This is a genomic window from Janthinobacterium sp. BJB401 (assembly GCF_013372745.1).
Classification (GTDB): domain Bacteria; phylum Pseudomonadota; class Gammaproteobacteria; order Burkholderiales; family Burkholderiaceae_D; genus Janthinobacterium; species Janthinobacterium rivuli.
This window is the reverse complement of sequence record NZ_JABXFH010000017.1, coordinates 14,172-34,431: the sequence shown is the minus strand read 5'-3', so window position 1 is coordinate 34,431 and position 20,260 is coordinate 14,172. Positions and strand designations below refer to the sequence as shown.

Here is a 20,260-nt window from a genome sequence, read left to right as displayed (position 1 = left end):
GGCGCGCTAGGCGGCACGGTTGCCGATCTCGATGCCATGCGGACCCACGGGCGGGCGCTGCACGCCCGATTCGAAGCGCACGAAGGCTTCGCGCAAATGGTCTTTCAGCAAGGTTTCGTCCCAGGGCTTGGTGATGAACTTGTAGACCGAGCCTTCGTTGATGGCTGCCGTGACCGAATGCAGTTCAGGGTAGCCGGACAGCATCACGCGCACGATCTCCGGATAGATGCCCTTGATGCGGCGCAAGAGTTCGTTGCCGGACATGCCCGGCATGCGCGCATCCGTGAGGATCACGCCCACGGCATTGGCGGCCACCAGTTCCAGCGCTTCCTGCGGCTTGCTGGTGCTGAGTATCTGGTAGCCTTCCTTGCGCAGCGAGCGGCGCAGGGCGGACAGGATGTGCTCTTCGTCGTCCACCAGCAGCAGCACACGCTGCGGCGTTTCGGCATGGCAGTTCTCGGGCGGCAAATGGGTGCCGGCATGCAACATCTGATCCATCTCGGCGCCGGGCAGCGGGCGGCTGAAGTAATAGCCTTGCATGGCGTCACAGTGGTTGGTATTGAGAAATCCCAATTGCCCCTCCGTTTCCACGCCTTCGGCTACGGTGGTCATGTGCAGCGACTTGGCCATGGCGATGATGGAGCGGGTCAGCGACGCGCCATCCACGCTGTCGGTCACGTCGCGGATGAACGATTGATCGATTTTCACCACGTCGATGGGGAACTGCTTGAGGTAGGACAGGCTGGAATAGCCGGTGCCGAAGTCGTCCAGCGACAGGGTGACGCCGATTTCCTTCAACTGTTCCAATGCCTTCACCACGAGGTCGCGGTTTTGCATCAGCACGCTCTCCGTCAGCTCCAGTTCCAGGCAGTGGGCCGGCACGCCGCTGTCGGCCAGCACTTCGCGCACCAGCTGCGGCATATCGGCCTGGCGGAACTGGCGCGCCGACACGTTGACGGCCATCGTCAGGTGCGTAAAGCCGTAGGCATGCCAGACGCCCAGTTGCGCGCACGCCGTGCGCAGCACCCATTCGCCGATGGGCACGATCATGCCCGTTTCCTCGGCCAGGGGAATGAAGCGGTCCGGCGGCACCAGGCCGATGCCGTCGCGGCGCCAGCGCAGCAGCGCTTCCATGCCATAAATCTTGCCGCTGGTGAGGTCGACCTTGGGCTGGTAGTGCAGTTCCAGCTCGCCCAGCGCCAGCGCCTGGTGCAGCGCGTGTTCGATTTCGGCCCGCTCCTCCACCAGCACGCCCATCTTGTGGTTGTAGAACTGGTAGCCGTTGCGGCCCTTGTCCTTGGCGCTGTAAAGGGCCGCATCGGCCGTCTTGAGCAGCATGTCGCCGCTGTCGCCGTCGGACGGAAACACGCTGGCGCCGATGCTGGTGCTCACGTGCAGGGTATGCTCGCCCAGCACGAAAGGATCGGCGAACACCGCCAGCACTTTTTGCACGATCTGTTCGGCCGTCACGATGTCGGGCAGGTCCGTCAGCAGGAGGACGAATTCGTCGCCGCCCTGGCGTGCCACGGTGTCACCCTCGCGCACCGCCAGCTTCAGCCGACGGGCCACTTCCTGCAGCAGCGCATCGCCCACCGGGTGGCCATAGCTGTCGTTGACGAACTTGAAACGGTCGAGGTCCAGCATCAGGGTGGCCAGGTGCAGGCGGGTGCGGCGGGCATGGGCGATGGCCTGGCCGATGCGGTCGTTCAGCAACTGGCGGTTGGGCAAGTCCGTCAGCGCATCGTGGTTAGCCAGGTATTCGATGCGCAATTGCTGCAGCTTGCGTTCCGTGATGTCCTGCACGGTACCGCGCATCAGCAGCACCTGGCGGCCTTCGCGCACGGCTTCGGCCTGGTGAAAGACGATGCATTCGCCGCCATCGGGCCGTAGCACCTTGTGTTCCAGGCCGTAGCTGGTGCCGCTCGCATGCAGCTCCATGAAGGCATCGAGCAGCAGCGGTCGCTGGTCTTCCGGCAGGCATTGCAGCAGGCGCTCGAAGCTGGTGGGGCCGGAATCGGCGTCCAGGCCCAGGATGCGCAACAGTTCCGGCGACCAGTAGCCGTCACCGCCGGCGACCTGGTATTCCCAGTTGCCGAGGCGGGCCAGCGCCTGCGCGTGGTTCAGGCTTTCCTGGATACGGCTCAATTCGGTGAGCGCGCTGCTGGCCCGCAGCAGGTAGCGCAGCCGGTGCGCCAGCAGCCGCCATTGCATCGGCTTGGAGATAAAATCACTGGCGCCCGCTTCCAGCGCCTGCTTGATGGAGTCATCGTCGTCGTTGCCGGTCAGCACGACGATGGGCACGTGCGCGCCGCCGGGCAAGCGGCGCAGCTGCTGGCAGCATTCGAAGCCGCTCATGCCGGGCATGGCAACGTCGAGCAGGATCAGGTCGGGCACGCCGCGCTGGAAAGCGGCCAGCGCTTCCAGGCCGCTGGCCGCTTCCTCGATGCGGAAGCCTTCCGGTTCCAGCGCTTCCGTCACCAGGATGCGCGTCATGGTGTCGTCATCGACCACCAGGACCAGTGCTTGCGGGAGCAGTGCGGTATTCATATGGCTTCCTTCTCAATGGCCAGGGCGGCGAGGACACGGTCGAGTTCTTGCTGGATGCCGCGGATATGCTGCAGCGCGCTGCCGACGTCATTGCCGCGCGCGTATTGTTCGATTTCACGGCAGGTGGCCGACAAGCCCAGCGCGCCCACGTTGGCGCAGCTGGACTTGAGCGTATGGGCCGCCAGCTGCAGGGCCGCGGTATCGCTGGCCTCGGCGGCCACTTCCAGCTGGCCCAGCAGGCGCGGCGCGTCGCTGTAGAACAGGTCGATGATGCGGCCCAGCACGTCGGGACGGCCGGGACGCCGCATGGCGCGCAGGTTTTGCAGGGCGGCGGCGTCGAGGATGGCGGCCGATTCCACCGGCGCCGCCTCCGTGGTTACTGTAGGCGTCCCGGCTGTGGCCTGCGCGGCGGGCGACGGGCGCCAGCGGGCCAGGATTTCCAGCAGGGCGGCGCGCGTGTACGGCTTGGCCAGGTAGTCGTCCATACCCGCGTCCAGGCACAGTTCGCGGTCGCCGAGGATGGCGTTGGCCGTCAGGGCAATGATGGGTGTGCGGACACGGCCTTGCTCGGCCTCCATGCGGCGCAAGCGCCGCGTCGCTTCAAAACCGTCCATTTCGGGCATCTGGCAATCCATCAGGATCACGTCGAACGGGTAGCGCTCCCACAGCGCCAGCGCGCGCCGCCCGTTGTCGGCCGGCGTCGCTTCGTAGCCGCTATCTTCCAGCATGGCCAGGGCGATTTCCTGGTTGATGGCATTGTCTTCCACCAGCAGCATGCGCAGCGGCGCCTGGCCTGCGACCGCGGTGTCCGCTGGCGCGGGCAGGGCAGGCATGGCAGGTATTGTTGGCGCCAGGGGGGCGTAGCCGCACACGGCTTCGATGCAGTGGCGCAGTTCCAGCGCCCGCACGGGCTTGGTCAGACAATATGCCACGCCCAGCGCCGTCACCTGGCGCAACTCGGCCGAGGCATCGAGTGAACTGAGCATGATGATTTTCAGGGCCGCCAGGCCGGTGTCGGCCTTGATCGCCCGCACCAGCTCGGGGCCATCCATGACCGGCATGCGCATGTCGATGATGGCCAGGTCGAACGGGCGCCCGCCGCGCAGCGCGGCTTGCAGCAGGCCCCGCGCTTCGGCGCCGTCGGCGGCGCTGGCGGCGGCCATCTGCCACTCGATCGCATGCTGCAGCAGGATCGTGCGGTTGGTGGCATGGTCATCCACGATCAGCACGTGCAAGGCGCCCAGCGACACGCGCGGCGGCGGCGCCGGCGGCGCGTCCTCGGGCGCCACGGTGCCCACGGCAACAGTGACGGCAAAGCTGGACCCCTGGCCCGCCACGGATTCGAGCACAATGTTGCCACCCATCATTTCCACCAGCTGCTTGATGATGGCCAGGCCCAGGCCCGTGCCGCCGTATTTGCGCGAAGTGGTGCTGTCGGCCTGGCGGAAGGGCTGGAAGACGGCGGCGGCCGCCTCCGGCGCCATACCGATGCCCGTGTCGCGTACTTCCAGGCGGATCTGGCCGGCGGCGGGGCAGCTGACATCAACGGAAATCTCGCCCCGTTCGGTGAACTTGGTGGCGTTGTTGAGCAGGTTGGTGAGGATCTGGCGCAGGCGCACGGGGTCGCCGCGCACGTGCTGCGGCACGTCGGAGGCGATGCGGCAGGTAAATTCGATGGCCTTGCGCTGGATGCCGTTGGCAAACAGGGCCACGACATCGTCGATCACCTGGCGCAGGTCGAAGGGGATATGTTCGAGCACCAGCTTGCCCGCCTCGATCTTGGAAAAATCGAGGATATCGTCGATGATGCTCAGCAAGCTTTCGCCCGAGCGGTGTACCGTGTGCACGAAACGCTGCTGCTTGGGACTGAGTTCCGTGCGCTGCAGCAATTCCGTCATGCCCAGCACGCCATTCATCGGCGTGCGGATCTCGTGGCTCATCTTGGCCAGGAATTCCGACTTGGCGCGGTTGGCGGCGTCGGCCTCGGCCTTGGCCTGCTTGAGCGCCAGGTCGCGCTGTTCGACGTGCTCGAGCATGCCGTTAAAGCCCATGATCAATTGCCCCAGTTCATCGCTGCCATGCTGCGCCACGCGCACCGACAGCGGTTTGCCGCCGCGGATATGGGCAATTGCATGGGACAGGTGCGCCAGCGGCCTGGCGATGGAAGCGCTGATCAGCCCCGTGATGGCCACGCAGGCCAGCAGCAGGATCAGTCCGATGCCGAGAATCAGCACGAAGGCATGGCGCACGCCGTCGCGCACCTGGGCCACCGCGTCCTGCTGCTGCCCCGTGATGCGCGCCACTTGCTGCGCCGAATAGGCGGCCTGTTCGCGCTCGAAGGCGCGCACGTGGTCGATGACCTCGTCCAGCGCCTTTTCGCTGTCCAGTACGCTGCCCTTGGCTTGCACCAGCCGCTGTCCCGAGCGTTCCACCGCGTCCAGGTAGGTGTTGACGCCGCGCGTTTCGGCCAGCAAGCCCAGCTGGCTTATGCTTTGCAGCAAGGTTTGCATGGTCGCCATGTCGCCGTGCAGGGTGCTGATGTGCAGGGCGATATCGTCGCCCAGGCGCGTGACGTCGCCGGCGGCCGTGGCCAGCATGACTTCGCCCACGCCGATGCTGATGGCGTCGACGGCCAGGTTGATTTCGCCGCTGGCGTCCTCGATGCGGGCCGAAGTACGCATGTAGCGGTTGGCCTGCGCCAGGCGGTCGCGTCCGATGGCCAGCTGCAGTTCGATGGGATCGAGTTCCTCGGCCAGGCGCAGGAGCGTGGAAGCCAGGGTGGCGCCGACTTGTTCCTTGAGCGCCGCATAGTGCGTCTGCTGCGCCGTGCTTGCGCCGCCCTCGGCCAGCAGTCCGGCGCGCAGGGCCAGCAAGCCGCTGGCGGGATCGAGCATCTGGCGCGCCGTGGCCAGCAGCTTTTCCCGCAGCGCCTGCTGGGCCGGGCTGATGCCGCGCTCGCCGCTTCCCGCCAGATGCGCGACGGCCGCCGTCAGCCGTTCGCGCAAGGGGGCGATGCGAAAACGGTTCTTCACGGCCTCCGTTTCGGCCAGCGCAATCTGCATGTCGAGGATGCTCTTGCGTAAGTCGGTCAGGTAGCGGGCGTTCTCGTTCAGGCGCTGGCTTTCCAGCTGCACTTCGGCGGCGGTGGCCTGGGCCTGGCTGTCAACCAGGCGGATCTTGCCGCGCGCGCCCTTGGCGGCGGCCTTGATCTGCGCCAGCACCTGGCGCATTTCCGTCGCCTGCGCCTTGTAATAAGCCTCGTTTTCCAGGCGTTTGCGCACGGCCACGCGCATGCGCTGGAATTCCTGCTCGAAGGCCGAGTGGTAGCGGGGCGTTTGCAACTCGCCGTGACGCCGCAATTGCTGGCTGATGCTCTCGGCGGCCTGGATATTGGCGACGATCTTGCTTGATACCTGCTCCAGCTGCGCCAGGTCTTCCGCCTTGCCCAGCTCGAAAAAATCCGACGCCATGTCTTGCACGGTATAGCGCAGGCGCAACACGTCCGTGTACAGCGGCACGGTCCGGTCGGTCAAGCCGTGCACATGGGTTTCGATGCCTTTCACCAGCAGCAGACTGGCCGCCGCCATGGCCGCCACGCCCGCCAGCAGGACGCTGGTACTGATGATCAGCTTGGTCCTGATTTTCATGTCAGGCTCCAGGTCGCGCAGGGCAGGGGAGCGCGCATCACTTCGCGCCAGGGTCGAGGTCGGCCGGAACGATCCTGCCGTCGGCGATGCGGGTCAGGAAGACGGACGTCGACGCCTGGTGGTTGTCGGGCCGCAGCGTCACCCGCATGCCGCCCAGGTCGAGCCGGTCGAACGTTTCGAAGCTCTGGATCAGGCGCTCGCGCGTGAGGTCGGCGCCCGCGCCGCGCAGCGCCGCCACCATCAGGGTGGCCGAGATGCAGCCTTCGAAACTGACGAAAGTCAGCCTGGCCGCCGGCACATGCCTTGCCAGCAGCGCGGCGCAGTCGGCGGCGATGGGCAGTTGGCGCTCTTCCGGCAGCGGCACCACCTGGGAAATGACGATATTGTCGCCTGCCTTGCCCAGTAATTGCAGCAGGCTGTCCGTGCCGACAAACGATACCGTGGCCAGGGCCGCCTTCAGCCCGGTCTGGCTTGCCTCGCGCACGAACGCGGCCACCGGCGTGTAGGGCCCGGCCATGATCACCGCTTGCAGGTCGTGTCCGATCAGGGCCGCCAGTCCCGCCTTGACGGCCGTCGTGCCGCGCTGGAAGGAACCCTTGGCGACGAGTTCCATGCCGCGCCGTTGCAGGGCGCGCACGGTGCCGTCGAGTACGGCATTGCCGAAGCCGTCGTCCTGGTACAGCACGCCAAAGCGCTTGACGCCGCGGCTGGTGAAATACTGCACCAGGGCGTCGGATTCATCGTCATAACTGGCGCGGAAGTTGATAATTTCATGCACCACGGGGCGGCGCAAGGTCATCGCCCCCGTAAACGCGCCCACCAGCGGCACCTTCATTTCCCGGACGATAGGGATGACGGCGTTGGTGGTCGGCGTGCCCACGTTGCCGAACAGGGCGAACACCTGTTTTTCCTCTACCAGCCTGAGCGTTTCGCTGATGGCGCGGTCCGGATCGTAGCCATCGTCGGCAAGCACCAGTTCGATGCTGCGGCCATGGATGCCGCCGCGCTGGTTCGCTTCCTGGAACACGGCCGTCGCGCCGTCGAGCATGGCTTTCCCCAGCCCCGAGGCCGCGCCCGTTTGCGCATTGACCATGCCCAGCCGGATGTGCGTATCGGTGACACCCGGTTCGGCGGCGTGGACCATGCCAGTCACGAGGGTGATAGCGAGCCAGCAGCATTCCGGGAAAACGCGCATGAGCTACCTTTATGGAGGTTGACCGGTATCAAGAGGCATAGGGTTGACAACGAGTATGGAGTAAATTGCCAACAAAAAACTCACACATAGTCACAGCGCGGAAAGCAGCTCAAATATGCCTCAAGACTCGGGCAGTTGCACCACCACCTTGCCCCGTGCGCGGCCCTGCGCCAGGTAGGCCAGCGCCTGTTTCGCCTCAGCAAAAGGAAACACCTTGTCGATGACGGGGCGGATGGTTCCAGCCTCGAGCAGGCCGGCGATCTGCGCCAGCTGGCTGCCGTCGGGACGCACGAAGTGAAAGGCATAGCTGGCGCCGCGCCGCTTCGCCAGGCCGATGATCTTGCGGCTAAGCAAACCAAACACCAGTTTCAGCACCACGTTCATGCCGCGCGCGCGGGCAAAGGCGGCGTCCGGCGGGCCGATCAGCGAGACGACATGGCTGCCCGGCTTGACGATGCGCAAGGCCTTTTCCAGCCCGTCGCCGCGCACCGTGCCCAGTACGGCGTCGTAGTCGCGCAGCACCTCTTCGAACGGCTGTTGCTTGTAATCGATGACCTCATCGGCGCCCAGGCCGCGCACCAGTTCCACGTTCGCCGTGCTGGTGGTGGAGCCCACGCGGGCGCCCAGGTGCCTGGCCAGCTGGATGGCGAACGTGCCGATGCCGCCGGAACCGGCCGGGATGAACACTTTCTGGCCCGGCTTCAGCTGCATGCGCTCATGCATCGCTTGCCACGCCGTCAGGCCCACCATGGGAATCGACGCCGCCTGCACGAAATCGAGGTTGGCCGGTTTCAGCGCGGCCGCCTGTTCCGGCACGATGGCAAATTCGGCCAGGCTGCCGTGTGGCGTGTCGAAAATACTCGCATACACGGCGTCGCCCACTGTAAAACGCGTGACGCCGCTGCCGACGGCCATGACCACGCCGGCCAGATCGCTGCCCAGGGTGGCCGGCAAGCGCGTTTTCAAGATCGGCTTGAAGTCGCCCTTGGGAATCAGGTTGTCGATGGGGTTCAGACCCACGGCGCGCACCCGCACCAGCAATTCGCCGGGGCCGGGCGTGGGGCGGGGCAGTTCCACAAACGCCACGTGATCGGGGCCGCCGTATTTTTTCAGTTGCAGAGCTTGCATGCTGTTCTCTTTGTCAGGTTGAATGAAATGCCCGCGTTCACGCCAGGCGCAGGTCCTTGCGCAAGCCGGCGTCCAGCAGCGACGCGGGCATGAAACGTCGCATCAGGCGCAAACGCGCGGCCAGCGGCCCGGCCGTGTAGCGCAATTTTGGTTCGCTTGCCATCGCTGCCGCCAATACGCTGTCGGCCACGATGGCCGGGTCATCGGCGCCGGCCATCAGCGTTTGCAGCCGGCTTGTGACGGCTGCGCTGACTTGCCGGTAGGCCGACAGCGGTGTGTCGGGCGCCAGCAGATTGGCTTCGAACGTGGTTTTCGTATAGGCCGGTTCGATGACACTGGCGCGGATGCCCCAGCCGCGCACTTCATGGTCGAGCGATTCAGTGTAGCCTTCGATGGCGTGTTTGGTGGCCGAATACAGCGCGCCGTAGGGCATGGGCAAAAAGCCCACGACGGAACCGATATTGAGGATGCGCCCGCCGCCCTGGGCCCGCATGTGCGGCAGCACGGCCAGGGTCATGCGCACGACGCCAAAGAAATTCGTCTCGAAGATGGCGCGCGCTTGCGCGATGGAACTTTCTTCGGCGCCGGCCGGGGCCACGCCGAAGCCGGCGTTATTCACCAGCAGGTCGATGCGGCCCTCGCGCTGCATTACCTCTGCCACGGCGGCAGCGACGGACTCCTCGCTGGTGACGTCGAGCGCCAGCATGGCGTATTGCTGGCCAGGGAGCTGCGCGCCGCTGCGGCTGGTGCCGTACACGGTATAGCCCGCTTGCGCCAGGCGCCGGGCCGTGGCCGCGCCGATGCCGGACGAGGCGCCGGTGACCAGGGCAATTTTCTTGTTGTTCATGATGTTCCTTCAGTGGTTGACAGCGTGGAATACAAAATATGACGATCATCATATTCTTGTTTGAAAAAAAGCCCGGGACGGATCATGGCCCAGGCCGGTACGGCTAGTCTGGTGTCTGAAACTGCGCCAGGGTGGCCGCGCACAGCGCGTCCGACAGGGCCGGCTCGTCGACGGCGCGCGCCAGGATGGTGGTGCCGATCATGGCGCACACCGTCGCCATGGCTTGCGCGTGCGCTTCCGGCTGGCCCCAGTTCGGCATCTGGCGCGCGAACAGGTCGATCATTTCCTTGATGTGGATGGTGGCGGCGCGCCGCACCTCGGGCGCCTGGCGCGGCATTTCCGAAGCCAGCGCCGACACGGGGCAGCCCACCTCGATGGCGGCGATGTGTTCGGGCGACAGATACGCGGCCAGCATGGCCTGCAGCGCCTGGCCAGCCGGGGCGGCGGCCGCTACCCGGGCTGCCAGCGCCACCGCTTCGGCGCCCGCGCGGTCGCCCGCTTCGGCCAGCAGGGCGTCGCGCGAGGCGAAGTGCGCATAAAAGCCGCCGTGCGTCAGGCCCGCTTCCTTCATGATGTCGGCCACGCCCGTGCCCGCGTAGCCGCTGCGGCGGATGGCGCGCGTGGCCACTTCGACGATGCGTTCGTGGGTGGCTTCCTTGCGGCTGTGCGCCGAGGATTTCTTGTTGGGTAAGTTCTGCATGACGGTCATCATATCGTACTTTTCAACACCGTGCACGCGACCCAGCCGCGGCAGACGTTTCCCCGCCGCGGCCGGTAGTTGAGGAGAGACTAGCTCTTCAGGCTGCAAAAGCTGGCATAGTGGTCCTGCGTGTAATAGCGCTCCACCAATTTGCGTTTCCCCTTCGGAGTCTGCACAAGCAAGACCGCACGATGCGAACCGGCTCCGCCATCGCCGCCGATACCCAGATAGTATTCATAATAAACCTCGTCCTTGCCGGCGGCGGGAAGGCGGCCCTCATTGTTATTGAAGACGGTATTGCCAGGACCACCGGCCACCGCACTCGTTTTCGCATTGCGGTAGGCGTCATATTCGCTGTTTTGCGGGGTGGGCAGGGTTTTGCTTGGCTCCCTTTTGCCGCAGTCGGGGATTTTCGCCGCAAAGGCATGGGAAGAGAGCAGGGCGCCTGCCACAATAAGACCCAGCGACCAGCTAGTTGCGCGTGAAGTTTTCATCGATATGCTTTCGTTGGTGGAACGTTCAATGGATGGCTTGCTTCCGATACGGCCAATGTCCGGCTGGCCGGCATAAATCTCTGCAATACCGAATATAGTTAAATTTTTGAAAATATTACTATTCAATTGTCACGCACCGTTGTTGAACAGCCCCGTAGTCCAGTCGATGAACGCCCGCATCGCCGGGGAAAGAAAGCGCTGGTGGGGGTAGAGCAGCGATACCGGCACGGGCGCCGGCCGCTTGTCGGCCAGCACCTCGACCAAAGCTCCGGCCTGCAAATGGCCGCTTACGAGGATCTCGGCCAGCTGCATCAAGCCGTGGCCGGCCAGGCCCAGCTCGATGTACAGCCCCGTCTCGTTGACGGCGACCGTGCCGGGGAGGGGAACGGTGATGCTGGCGCCGTCGTCGATGAACTGCAGCTCGCCGCCGCGCCGCGGCGTGCTGGAAAAGTAGTGGACGGCCCGGTGTCCTGGTACCTCTTCCACAGTTGCGGGAACGCCGTGCTCGGCCAGGTAGGACGGCGCCGCGCAGGTGATCCAGCGCAGTTCGCCCAGCCGGCGCGCGACCAGCGTCGAGTCTTCCAGGCTGCCGGTGCGGATGACGCAATCGACGCCTTCCTGTATCAAGTCGACCTGGCGGTCATTGACGCCGATCATCAGGTAGATATCGGGGTAGCGCTGCTGGAATTGCGCCAGCTGGGGCAGGATCACGGCATGGGCGATGCCGCCAGGCATATCCACGCGCAAACGTCCTTGCGGGCGCTCGCTGGAACCCTGCAGGCTCGCTTCGGTGTCGGCGATCAGGTCGAGGATCTCGCGGCAACGGTGAAAGTAGCGCTCGCCTTCCGGTGTCAGGCTGAGGTTTCTGGTGGAACGGTTCAGCAGGCGCGTCTGCAAATGTTTTTCCAGCCGCTTGATGATGCCGGTGACCGACGAGGCGGGCAAGCCCAGGGTCTCTGCCGCGCGCACAAAACTCTTGCTCTCGACCACGCGGAGGAATACCTGCATTGCTTGTACGCGGTCCATGTCTTGTCTTGTTGGCAGTAGGGGAAACGGCACTATAACCCAACATTGTTCGGTTTTTCCGCATGCTGAAAACGCGGGGCGCCACTTTTTCCCCGTGCTTGCCTGCACTAGACTGCGTGCAATCCACTACCTATGGCAGGAAATCAAGCATGTCTGAACAAGTCTCTCAATTGCTGGCTCCGCTGGCCCCAGCCCCGCACAAGATGCTGATCAAAGGCGCCACCATCATCAGCATGGATGGCAATGTCGGCAATGTACCCAGGGGCGATATCCTGATTGCCGATGGCACCATTGCCGCCATCGGCCAGAACCTGCAAGCCGACGGCGCCGAAGTGATCGATGCCGCAGGGATGATCGCCATTCCAGGCATGGTCGATACCCACCGCCATTCCTGGGAAGGCCAACTGCGCCGCATCAACCCGAATGCGGCAACGCTCGAGGACTATTGCAACGCCACGCATTTCTCGTTCGCCAAATACTACCGGCCGCGCGACATTTACGTGGGCAATGTGCTCACGGCTCTGGGCTGCATCGACGCCGGTATCACGACCGTGGTCGACAATTCCCACAACAGCCGCACGGCGGCGCACTCCGACGCGGCGGTCGACGCGCTGCTCGATGCGGGCATCCGCGCCGTTCACGCCTCGGGGGCGCCCGTGTCGGGCGACTGGGATGAGGCGCATTGGCCGGGCAACCTGGCGCGCCTGCAGGCCAGGTATTTTACGAATCCCGACAGCCTGGTGACGCTGGCCATGATGGCGCAGCTGGAACCGGCGCAGTGGGCCGTCGCACGTCAATTGGGTATTCCCATCGTGACCGAGTTTTTTGGCGGCGGCATGGCGGCCGAACTGGAAAGCTTGCACCGGCAGGGACTGCTCGGCAGCGACAATATCTTCAACCACTGCACTTGTCTGCCGGAATCGGGCTGGCGCATCTTGCGCGAGGCGGGCGTGCGCGTCAATGTATGCCCGCGTTCGGATGCCCACTACGGTATCGAGGATGGCATGAACGCCTGGCAGGCGGCGTACCAGCACGGCATACGTCCCGGCCTCAGTGTCGACAACGAGACCTCGTACAGCGGCGACATGTTCATGGAAATGCGCGTGGCGTTCTACCTGCAGCGGGTAATGGGAAATTGCCAGGGGCATCGCCAGGGACATCGCCATGCGGCCGCGCCCACCGATGCCTTCCGCTTGCTGGAAGCCGCCACGATCGACGGCGCCGCGGTGGCGGGGCTGGAACAGCGCATCGGGAGTTTGACGCCAGGCAAGCAGGCCGACCTGGTGCTGATACGCACCGGTGACCTCAACCTTTACCCGGTCAATAACGCCATCGGTACCGTCGTGCATGCTGCTGAGCGCAGCAATATCGATACCGTCATCATTGGCGGGCGCGTGCGCAAACGGGGCGGCGTCGTGCTGGGCGTCGATCAGGCACAACTGCGCGCCGCGATCGACGAATCCTGTGCCCACCTGTTCAATGCCGCCGGTTACGAGCCCGATCTGTTTGCCGAGTCGTTCGCGCCGATCCACCAGGCGTAGGCAGCGCCCGCTGGACGCTGCCGTGCCCCGACTGCAGGATCAGGCCAGCTTGCGCTTGCCTGCGGAAACGCGGTTCCAGCCATAGCCGGCGACGATGATGGCCACGATGGCCGCTTGCGCCAGCAGCGTTTCCAGGGTCGGCAGGATGCCCAGCAGGTCGACGCGGATGAAATCGACGGGGCTGACGCCAACCCAGCCCGCTTCCTGCAGCGCGGCCACGCCTTTGCCCATCAGGATCACGGCCAGCACGGCCACGAAGGCCGACGTCCACGAGAAGAACTTGCCGATTGGCATGCGGGCGCTCGTGCGCAGCAAGGCCCAGGCGATCACGACCAGCAGCACGATGGCCACCAGGAAGCCGCCCAGCAAGGCGCCGCCATTGCCGTCCGCCGCCAGGGCTGAATAGAACAGCACGGTTTCAAAGACTTCGCGGTAGACGGCGATGAAGGCCAGGGCGAACAGGCCCCAGGCAGAGCGCCGCGTCATGGCCGCCGTGAGTTTCTCGTGCAGGTATTCCTGCCAGCGCCCGGCGCTGCTCTTCTGGTGCATCCACAAGCCCACGCTCAGCAGGACCAGGGCCGCAAACACGGAACCGAGTCCCTCGCTCACTTCCCGGCTGGCGCCGCTGATGGTCACCAGATACGTCGCCGCCACCCACGTCAGTCCACCCGCCACCAGCGCACTGGCCCAGCCCGCATGCACATAGGCCAGCACGTCCTTGCGCTTGGCCTTGCGCAGGAAGGCGATGATGCCGATCACGATCAGCAGCGCTTCCACGCCTTCGCGCAGCAGAATCGTCAGGGCGCCGACGAAGGTTGTCATCGGGTCAGCCTTGGCGTCGCCCAGCTCCGCTTCCACGTGGGTAAACAGTTGCTGCAGCTTTTCACCGGCCGCGTCGGCGTCGGCCACCGTGCCCTTGGCCACGGCGGAACGGTAGGCCAGCATGGCGTTTTCCACGGCCAGCAGCAGGGACTTGTTGCGCGCGCCGACCATCGGCTCGATAGGCTCGAAACCGTCGAGGTAGGCCGACAGGCCCAGGCGCGTGGCGCCCGCGCGGTCGCCCGTGTGCATGGCCGCCAGGCTTTCGGCAAGGCGCAGACGCGACAAGGCCAGGCCGGCCGGCTTGTGCGCCTCGGCCTTGTCGGCATGGCTGCGCAGATACGCCGTCAGCGCTTTGGCCTCGTCCGCGCCCAGCTTGGCGGCCACGGCTTCCTGCGTCAAGGTCGTCACGGCGGCCAGGTCCGCGTACAGTTTTTTGCTGCGCGGATCGTCCTGCCACAGCTTTTCGCCCTGCGCGCTGGCCGCCGCATCGTGCGACATGCCGCCGATATAGAAGGCCAGATCCCAGCGCTCGTTCTCGGACAGCTGGCCGAAACTGGCCATCGAGGTGCCGGCCACGCCTTGCGAAATGACCTGGTACAGCGCCATCAGGCTGCGCGACTGCGCCCGTTCGCCATCCGTGAAGGCGATCGGTTTCGGCTCCAGGCTGGCCGCCAACGGACCATCGCCGCCGCCGGCCACGCCATGGCAAGAAGCGCACTGGGCCGCATACAGGGCCGCGCCGCGCGCCAGGTTCGGCAGCACTTTCGGCGCCACGGGGATCGGGTAGGCGGCGATCAGCAAGCCATTTGCGTGGTGCGCCAGGCGCTTGACTTCCGCGCCGTCCGCCTTGGCGACGACGGCTTTGCGCAGGTCGGCGATGGCGGCGGCAATGGCCGCTTGCGAGGCGTGGGCGGGCAGGGCGGCGATCTGTGTCGTCGCGTTGTCCGTAAAGTCGAGCATTTCGGCGTATTCCGCCTCGCTGACCACTTTACCGTGCTCGACGGCGCCGCTGTAATCGACGGCAACGTAGTCAATCAATTGCCACAATTGCTTGGCGCCGGCGCCAGGATCCGTCGCTTGCGCGTGCGCGCCACCGGCCAGTAACAGGCTGAGGCTGGCGGCCACGAGCGGGTAGCACGCGAGCCATTTCTTGATAGAACTGAACATGATTCTCATTCTCATTTGTCGTTAACCCGGCGACTATAGGACAGACAGCGCAGGGTGTCAACGGCGCACGGGCCTTGTCCTGGACGATATTGCCGGCCAGGCGCCGAGCTGCTGTAGAGAATGTGAAGGGGGAATGTGCCTTACTGGCCGGATGCCTTCGCGTACAGGCCCTTGGCGACGGCGCTGTCCATGCCGTGCAGTTTCAGGCCGCCCTTGACCACCCGAAAGTTCAGCGTCTGGAAGGCTTGCCCCCTGAGCCATTGGGCGTCGGTGACGGCGAATGCGGCAAGGCGTTCCTGCGCCCGCTCGGCTGGCACGGCCAGCCATTGATAATCGGCTTTGGAACCCTGGCGGCGCAAGCCGGCCCGCACCCAGCGTTCCGACGCCGGCATGCGGACGATGGCGTCGCCGTTCGCCACACTCACGGCCGTGGCCGTTTTGCCGCTTTGCGCTTCGAACTTCACTTCCACGTCGGCCATCGGTCCCACTTGGGGGAAACCGACGATGGCCACCCACGTGCCTGCTTCAGCGGGTTTCTGGATGCGCATTTCCGATTCCTCGAACACGCGAAACTGCGGCTCCTTGCCGCCGTCGCCCGCCACCAGGGTCACCATATCGCCGGCCACTCGCCACTCGCCGCTGGCTTGCTCGTCGGTATTGCCATAACTGAGCGTCCATTCGAACTTGCCATCCTTTTTCAGCAGCAGTTCGGAGCCCACTTCCATGACGCCTTGCAGATAATAGTGTCCGGGCAGCGAAGTCGCGACGGGGGCCGCCGCGCTGGCCGCGCCAGCCGAAAAGGACAAGGCGAGGGCGGCGCAGGCCAGCAGGCCGGAGAGGGATTTCTTCATCGGTAGGTCCTCGGTGTGTCTTTATGGAATGCCATCATAGCAACATAAATTTACTTGCCGTCGCACGACACACCGGCATGCCGGCGTCGCGCTTACTTGCCGCTGAAATCGAGCACCACGCGCGAGGCCACCTTGCCGTGCTCCAGCCGGCTGAAGATCTCGTTGATGGCCGACAGCGGCTGCAATTCCACGCCGGCCTTGACCTTGCCCGTGGCGGCGAAGGCGAGCGCCTCGGCCATGTCCTGGCGCGTGCCCACAAAAGAGCCGCGTATCGTCACGCAATTGGCGACGACGTCGAACAGCGGCGTCGGGAAGTCGCCCGGCGGCAAGCCCACCAGCACGCAGGTGCCGCGCTTGCGCGTCATCGCCACGCCTTGTTGGAAGGCATCGATCGACGGCGCCGTGATCAGCACGCCGTGGGCGCCGCCCCCGGTCGCTTCGCGCAAGGCCGCGACGGGGTCGCCCTGGCGCGCATTGATGGTCACTTCGGCGCCCAGGGCGCGCGCATGCTCCAGCTTGCCTTCATCGATGTCGACGGCCGCCACGCGCAAGCCCATGGCCACCGCATATTCGATGGCCAGGTGGCCCAGCCCGCCGATGCCGGACACGGCCAGCCACTGGCCCGGCCGCGCGCCCGTTTCCTTGATGCCCTTGTAACTGGTCACGCCGGCGCAGATGATGGGCGCCGCCTGCACGGCCGACAGACCCGCCGGGATATGCGCAACGTAACGCGGGTCGGCCAGGATGTATTCGGCAAAGCCGCCATTTTTGGTATAGCCGCCAAACTGCGCTTCGGCACACACGGTTTCCCAGGCTGCCAGGCAATGTTCGCAATGGCCGCACGCCGAGTACAACCAGGGCACACCGACCCGGTCGCCCAGCTGCACTTCGGTCACACCCGTGCCCACGGCCACTACCAGGCCGATGCCTTCGTGGCCGGGAATGAACGGCGGCGTCGGCTTGACGGGCCAGTCGCCGCGCGCCGCATGCAAGTCCGTGTGGCACACGCCGCACGCTTCCGTCTTGACGAGGATCTGGCCGGGGCCGGGCACCGGCACGGGGACGTCGCGCAGCACCAGCGGCTGGCCCAGTTGCTCGACAACGGCGGCTTTCATTGTTGTGGGTAGCATATTATTCCTTTGAAGTGGCTAATGTTTAGTGGAGGATGTAGGACGCAGGATGCAGAACAAAGTCTTGCGAATGATCATATTCTGCTGCACACGATACGAAAATTGATTGATCCACATCAACATATACGGGAAGCGATGGCATGTGCTCAGATGGAAAACAGGCTTACATTAATTCCATAATTCGACTATTATGGAATAATTGAAGAAGGAAACCACCATGCATGACTTGCCCAACATCAGCGCGGCCCACCTCGACACGCCGACCCTCGATAAACTTGCGCCGCCGGCGGTGGCCACGCATGCGCCGCGCATCCTCTTGCTGTACGGCTCGCTGCGGGAACGTTCGTTCAGCCGTTTGCTGACCCTGGAAGCGGAGCGGCTGCTGCGGCATTTCGGCGCCGAGACGCGGGTGTTCGACCCGCATGGCTTGCCCATGGTCGACAGCGTCAGCCCTGACCATCCCAAGGTGCGGGAACTGCGCGAACTGTCGCTGTGGTCGGAAGGGCAAGTGTGGTGCAGCCCGGAGCGCCATGGCGCCGTGACGGGCGTGTTCAAGTCGCAGATCGACTGGTTGCCGCTGGAAATGGGCAGCGTGCGCCCCACGCAGGGACGCACCCTGGCGGTGATGCAAGTGTCAGGCGGCTCGCAATCGTTTAACGCCGTCAACGGCTTGCGCGTGCTGGGCCGCTGGATGCGCATGGTGACGATCCCGAACCAGTCGTCCGTCGCCAAGGCATACCAGGAATTCGACGACAACGACCGCATGAAGCCGTCGCCATACTACGACCGACTGGTCGACGTCATGGAGGAATTGTATAAATTCACCCTGGTGGTGCGCGACCGTTCGGATTACCTGACCAGCCGCTACAGCGAGCGCAAGGAATCCATGCCGGCCGACGTGCGCGCCCTAGCTGCGGCGGCCATGGTGCACGAGATGCCGGGCACGTAAGTTATCAATGGTCTATTAATAATGACTTCCAGCAATGTTTGACTTGGAAAAGTCAATTCAAAAGCCGCTATGCATCCTGCGGCGATACTGCCGGTTCCGGATGGCGGTTTCCCATTGCTGTATCAGCAGCACCAGGGCAGGCGCCACCTGCGGCCGGGTCTGCTTGCCCTGACTCAGGCGTCGCAGCTGATACTTCACCATCGCCATATACGCGATCAACTGTGGCCTGCAAGGATCATGGAAAGCATGGGTATAGCCGGTAAAAATTAACTACCAGGCTGGCTTCGCAGGAAGTGGCCGCGTTTTCCGGTGTTCATGAACGCCCATCAGGGGAAGGGGCTAAGCAGTAGATTTGTTCGCGCCAGTGATGATTCGGCCAATCTCGTACAGCGCGCCCATACGATAATTCGACACCGGAGCCAGGCGAGCCTGAGAAAGGGTGTCGATGTAGTATTCACCATCGCAATGGACCCTGGACAGTAGTGGCGTGAGGTCACACACGTCAGTCGGCGTAGCTTCACCCTCTCCGCTCAAGATACCCGCCGCAATCGAGTGATTGCCACCGTTGACGATCCCGAAGTTCCATGGAAGGATCAGCGCGATCGAGTGATTGCGATCCTGCTCCCAGTTTCCCATTTTTTTTCCTTCTCCAATAAACGCCAAGGCGTCCGTGAAACGGTCGCGCTGCCAAGGCGTCGTCAGCACTATATCGCGCGAGAACTTGATTCGATAGCTCTTTGCCTCGTGTCGCAGGCAATCGCGCTCTTCAAATATAGAGAAAAAACTGTCCCGAGAGAATAGTCGCCATATTGCTATTTCACCAACTGCGGCGTGCTCCATGCGTTCAGCGACCGACAAAATTTGCTCTGATTGCAGCGGGCGAAGGATGGCGGTAACTAGAGAGCGCAGCCCAGCGGGATTTGCCTTGTGAATCTCATGCGCTTGGCCGACCAAGAGTCGAAATGCATTCAGTTCGTCATCGCTGACTCCGCTTTTGGATGTTCTTTTCAACGTCGAAGTGCGATCTGCCGACAGGAGATCGCGGAACCAGCTCAAGATAGGCAATATACAGTAGGGCGGCTGTTAACGGATGGAATATCAATGTGTTTCGGGGCGCGATCCATACTAAGCATAAGAAATCCTCATCAAGCAGGTAAAGTCAGGTTATTCAAATATACCTGAAAAGATTTCCATATGGATATGTTTGACAGTTAAAAGAAACTTAAACGGCCTATACAAGCAAGTAATCATAAACAATATCATTATGTCGCGGTTATTGAAGAACAGGCCCGTGGCGCATTTCATTTTCATGTAGCCGTCGCAGGACGGCAAATGTACGCGCTGCTGCGCTCCATCTGGCAAGGCATCCTGGGACGCGGCCCAAACGGTGAGCAGATGGGACACGTCCGCGACCCGCACCGTTTCGGCTTTGGCGTGGCCGGGGCGCACAAGATCGCCAGCTACATAGCGAAATACTGCGGCAAAGAAATGCAGTGCAGGGCGCTTGACCAGAAACGCTACTTCCGCTCCAGGGGCATTGTAGTGCCGGAAGTCGATGTATGGCGGGTGCCGTTTTGTACAAACATGCTGCGCGCCGCACAGGTCGCATTCCAGGCGCTTTCCGGCCATTGCATGGACGGCCTGCAGACCTGATGCAACAACAATCTTGGCGTTGTGTACCTGGCAACGGCTCCGGGGTTGCCACAAGTGGTGGACGATTGTCCGTTCTGACAGTTACTCCACCTTAATTGAAGGGGAGGAGGGACGTGACATGGCAAATTTTGATGCTAATTCACTGCGGATACTTGAGTTAATTGAGGATGAATTCCGCAACCAGTACTGGATCATTCGCAATTCTAGGCGCACCAACTGGCGGGCGGTCAACCGGACTAGGATGCTTGGAGATTTTATGTACATGCTTGGGGTACCGAAATGGGCGGTGCAACAAGCACGTTACAGTTTGCGTCTACGGGTATGTGAGCGATGCTTTAAGGACGAGTTTCGCTGCCATGGAATTTCTGAACGCGCAAGACGAGGCGACTTCAATAAATAAATTTTTTTGCAATTGTATGGATGTATATTGATTTCAATAGAACAACAAATTGTTGCAATAAAACCACCGGTTCTTATTTATTTCTTTATGGCTTTTGAAATATGTGCAAATTAAATTATTTGTCTTACGGACTTAGTTTTTTTTCTGATAATATGGATATCGT

The 20,260-nt window shown here is 63.4% G+C and carries 16 protein-coding genes; 4 read left to right on the top strand and 12 right to left on the bottom strand.

Annotated features, from left to right (window positions below; genetic code table 11):
* Positions 1 to 6: 6 nt before the first annotated feature.
* From HWE17_RS13230 to HWE17_RS13195, 8 genes are all read right to left on the bottom strand, one after another.
* Positions 7 to 2,547, bottom strand: coding sequence for an EAL domain-containing protein (locus HWE17_RS13230; RefSeq protein ID WP_176389054.1), 2,541 nt, complete (start codon positions 2,545 to 2,547; stop codon positions 7 to 9).
* A complete protein-coding gene (locus tag HWE17_RS13225; RefSeq protein WP_176389053.1) occupies positions 2,544 to 6,194 on the bottom strand; it encodes a response regulator in 3,651 nt (1,216 codons plus the stop codon). The genes HWE17_RS13230 and HWE17_RS13225 overlap by 4 nt, the downstream gene beginning before the upstream one ends.
* A 37-nt stretch (positions 6,195 to 6,231) precedes the next feature.
* Entirely contained in the window at positions 6,232 to 7,389 is a 1,158-nt protein-coding gene (locus HWE17_RS13220; RefSeq protein WP_255206235.1) for an ABC transporter substrate-binding protein, read from the bottom strand.
* Between the two features lie 120 nt (positions 7,390 to 7,509).
* Complete coding sequence (locus tag HWE17_RS13215; RefSeq protein ID WP_176389052.1) at positions 7,510 to 8,517, bottom strand: NADP-dependent oxidoreductase; 1,008 nt, start codon at positions 8,515 to 8,517, stop codon at positions 7,510 to 7,512.
* Positions 8,518 to 8,554: 37 nt separating this feature from the next.
* On the bottom strand, positions 8,555 to 9,364 hold the full coding sequence (locus HWE17_RS13210; RefSeq protein WP_176389051.1) for an oxidoreductase: 810 nt from the start codon (positions 9,362 to 9,364) through the stop codon (positions 8,555 to 8,557).
* A 103-nt stretch (positions 9,365 to 9,467) separates the two neighbouring features.
* Positions 9,468 to 10,073, bottom strand: coding sequence for a TetR/AcrR family transcriptional regulator (locus HWE17_RS13205; RefSeq protein ID WP_255206237.1), 606 nt, complete (start codon positions 10,071 to 10,073; stop codon positions 9,468 to 9,470).
* Positions 10,074 to 10,153: 80 nt separating this feature from the next.
* A complete protein-coding gene (locus HWE17_RS13200) occupies positions 10,154 to 10,684 on the bottom strand; it encodes a ribonuclease domain-containing protein (RefSeq protein WP_176389049.1) in 531 nt (176 codons plus the stop codon).
* Positions 10,685 to 10,687: 3 nt separating this feature from the next.
* Positions 10,688 to 11,584 (bottom strand): LysR family transcriptional regulator, encoded by an 897-nt coding sequence (locus HWE17_RS13195; RefSeq protein ID WP_176389048.1) that lies wholly within the window; start codon positions 11,582 to 11,584, stop codon positions 10,688 to 10,690.
* Between the two features lie 149 nt (positions 11,585 to 11,733).
* Here HWE17_RS13195 and HWE17_RS13190 point away from each other — a divergent pair, with 149 nt between their 5' ends.
* The gene (locus tag HWE17_RS13190; protein WP_176389047.1) at positions 11,734 to 13,125 is read left to right on the top strand and encodes an amidohydrolase family protein; all 1,392 of its coding nucleotides are present in this window, start codon (positions 11,734 to 11,736) and stop codon (positions 13,123 to 13,125) included.
* A 39-nt stretch (positions 13,126 to 13,164) separates the two neighbouring features.
* On the opposite strand, the gene HWE17_RS13185 is transcribed toward HWE17_RS13190, so the two are convergent.
* The 3 genes from HWE17_RS13185 to HWE17_RS13175 form a co-directional block, all read right to left on the bottom strand.
* Positions 13,165 to 15,114, bottom strand: a complete 1,950-nt coding sequence (locus tag HWE17_RS13185) for a cytochrome c/FTR1 family iron permease (RefSeq protein WP_176389046.1) — start codon at positions 15,112 to 15,114, stop codon at positions 13,165 to 13,167.
* Positions 15,115 to 15,254: 140 nt separating this feature from the next.
* Positions 15,255 to 15,965 carry a hypothetical protein gene (locus HWE17_RS13180; protein WP_176389035.1) on the bottom strand — a complete coding sequence of 237 codons (711 nt, stop codon included), beginning with the start codon at positions 15,963 to 15,965 and terminating at the stop codon, positions 15,255 to 15,257.
* A 92-nt stretch (positions 15,966 to 16,057) separates the two neighbouring features.
* Entirely contained in the window at positions 16,058 to 17,095 is a 1,038-nt protein-coding gene (locus tag HWE17_RS13175) for a zinc-dependent alcohol dehydrogenase (protein WP_235211667.1), read from the bottom strand.
* Positions 17,096 to 17,312: 217 nt separating this feature from the next.
* On the opposite strand from HWE17_RS13175, the gene arsH reads away from it, so the two are divergent.
* The gene (gene arsH, locus HWE17_RS13170; protein WP_176389045.1) at positions 17,313 to 18,044 is read left to right on the top strand and encodes an arsenical resistance protein ArsH; all 732 of its coding nucleotides are present in this window, start codon (positions 17,313 to 17,315) and stop codon (positions 18,042 to 18,044) included.
* Positions 18,045 to 18,383: 339 nt separating this feature from the next.
* Here arsH and HWE17_RS13165 read toward each other — a convergent pair whose 3' ends face one another.
* A complete protein-coding gene (locus tag HWE17_RS13165; RefSeq protein ID WP_176389044.1) occupies positions 18,384 to 19,100 on the bottom strand; it encodes a DUF6710 family protein in 717 nt (238 codons plus the stop codon).
* A gap of 276 nt (positions 19,101 to 19,376) precedes the next feature.
* On the opposite strand from HWE17_RS13165, the gene HWE17_RS13160 reads away from it, so the two are divergent.
* Both HWE17_RS13160 and HWE17_RS13155 read left to right on the top strand, forming a co-directional pair.
* Positions 19,377 to 19,697 (top strand): hypothetical protein, encoded by a 321-nt coding sequence (locus HWE17_RS13160; RefSeq protein ID WP_176389043.1) that lies wholly within the window; start codon positions 19,377 to 19,379, stop codon positions 19,695 to 19,697.
* 118 nt (positions 19,698 to 19,815) lie between these two features.
* Positions 19,816 to 20,097 (top strand): hypothetical protein, encoded by a 282-nt coding sequence (locus HWE17_RS13155; protein WP_176389042.1) that lies wholly within the window; start codon positions 19,816 to 19,818, stop codon positions 20,095 to 20,097.
* Positions 20,098 to 20,260: the final 163 nt, after the last annotated feature.

Bases quoted from the DNA above. Each gene is read 5' to 3' on its own strand.
- HWE17_RS13205 (WP_255206237.1), bottom strand. From the start codon at position 10,073: ATGACCGTCATGCAGAACTTACCCAACAAGAAATCCTCGGCGCACAGC.
- arsH (WP_176389045.1), top strand. From the start codon at position 17,313: ATGCATGACTTGCCCAACATCAGCGCGGCCCACCTCGACACGCCGACC.
- HWE17_RS13215 (WP_176389052.1), bottom strand. From the start codon at position 8,517: ATGCAAGCTCTGCAACTGAAAAAATACGGCGGCCCCGATCACGTGGCG.
- HWE17_RS13185 (WP_176389046.1), bottom strand. From the start codon at position 15,114: ATGTTCAGTTCTATCAAGAAATGGCTCGCGTGCTACCCGCTCGTGGCC.
- HWE17_RS13210 (WP_176389051.1), bottom strand. From the start codon at position 9,364: ATGAACAACAAGAAAATTGCCCTGGTCACCGGCGCCTCGTCCGGCATC.
- HWE17_RS13155 (WP_176389042.1), top strand. From the start codon at position 19,816: ATGGCAAATTTTGATGCTAATTCACTGCGGATACTTGAGTTAATTGAG.
- HWE17_RS13175 (WP_235211667.1), bottom strand. From the start codon at position 17,095: ATGCTACCCACAACAATGAAAGCCGCCGTTGTCGAGCAACTGGGCCAG.
- HWE17_RS13225 (WP_176389053.1), bottom strand. From the start codon at position 6,194: ATGAAAATCAGGACCAAGCTGATCATCAGTACCAGCGTCCTGCTGGCG.
- HWE17_RS13180 (WP_176389035.1), bottom strand. From the start codon at position 15,965: ATGAAGAAATCCCTCTCCGGCCTGCTGGCCTGCGCCGCCCTCGCCTTG.
- HWE17_RS13160 (WP_176389043.1), top strand. From the start codon at position 19,377: ATGTACGCGCTGCTGCGCTCCATCTGGCAAGGCATCCTGGGACGCGGC.
- HWE17_RS13230 (WP_176389054.1), bottom strand. From the start codon at position 2,547: ATGAATACCGCACTGCTCCCGCAAGCACTGGTCCTGGTGGTCGATGAC.
- HWE17_RS13195 (WP_176389048.1), bottom strand. From the start codon at position 11,584: ATGGACCGCGTACAAGCAATGCAGGTATTCCTCCGCGTGGTCGAGAGC.
- HWE17_RS13220 (WP_255206235.1), bottom strand. From the start codon at position 7,389: ATGCGCGTTTTCCCGGAATGCTGCTGGCTCGCTATCACCCTCGTGACT.
- HWE17_RS13190 (WP_176389047.1), top strand. From the start codon at position 11,734: ATGTCTGAACAAGTCTCTCAATTGCTGGCTCCGCTGGCCCCAGCCCCG.